Origin of the sequence: Chryseobacterium sp. CFS15, from assembly GCF_031118795.1 — a bacterium.
Lineage (GTDB): Bacteria > Bacteroidota > Bacteroidia > Flavobacteriales > Weeksellaceae > Chryseobacterium > Chryseobacterium indoltheticum.
This window is the reverse complement of record NZ_JAVHYL010000030.1, coordinates 1-833: the sequence shown is the minus strand read 5'-3', so window position 1 is coordinate 833 and position 833 is coordinate 1. Positions and strand designations below refer to the sequence as shown.

Below are 833 nucleotides of genomic sequence, written 5' to 3'. Positions count from 1 at the left end.
CATACATTCATTTGTATGAGACTTTTTTTTTGCTCTAAACCTAAATGATGAGAAATAAGTAATGAGTAATGAGCAATAGACAATGTGTAATTTTGATAAGTGATAAGTGATAGAAGGGTGATTTAGGTGAATGAAATTAGTTGTTCCAATCGATCAAATGATGACTATCAATATTTATTTAACACCAAAGAAAAACTGTTAAGGTAAAGGTAAAGGTAAAGGTAAAGGTAAAGGTAAAAGCTGAGCTCCGTAGGAGCGAAAACTTTGTAGCGAGTTAAAAAGTAGATATGTTAAATGAGCTCTATAGGAGCGACAGTTCGGTTTTGGTTTGTTTAGCTGTAAAAGTGAGCAATAATAATTTTAACGTATGATAGATTTACAAGTAAAGTTAAGTTAAAATATTAATTTCTGTAACAGTAAAGAATAATCGATCAAAGCAGCAAGTATATTGAGACAGACTCAAACCCTAGCCCGGATGTTCTATGTTACTATGCAAATTATTCAGGTTAAAATTTTAAAGTTTTTTTGAAAATTTTGTTGATATGCAGTTTTGTTTTTCACAACACCAAAACAAATCCTCAGTAACTTGTTACAAACTGCAATTAATGCAAGTTTTTTAGGCTTTCCTTTTTCCAATAGTCGCAGATAAAGTTCTTTGCACTGCGTATTATGTTTTATTGCCGTCCAGGAACAAACATATAGCAAACTTCTAATGTGCGTTTTGGATGTACGGCACTTACCGGGAGAATATGATTTCTTTCCTGATTGATAAATACGTGGAGCCAACCCAAAATATTTTACGAGTGATTTCGATGAATCAAAATTTTTAAAAC

The 833-nt window shown here is 31.7% G+C and carries 1 protein-coding gene; it reads right to left on the bottom strand.

Annotated features, from left to right (window positions below):
- Positions 1 to 501 precede the first annotated feature (501 nt).
- Positions 502 to 833: transposase (locus OH814_RS20535; protein WP_308829457.1), on the bottom strand; the 332-nt coding region annotated here is incomplete at its 5' end.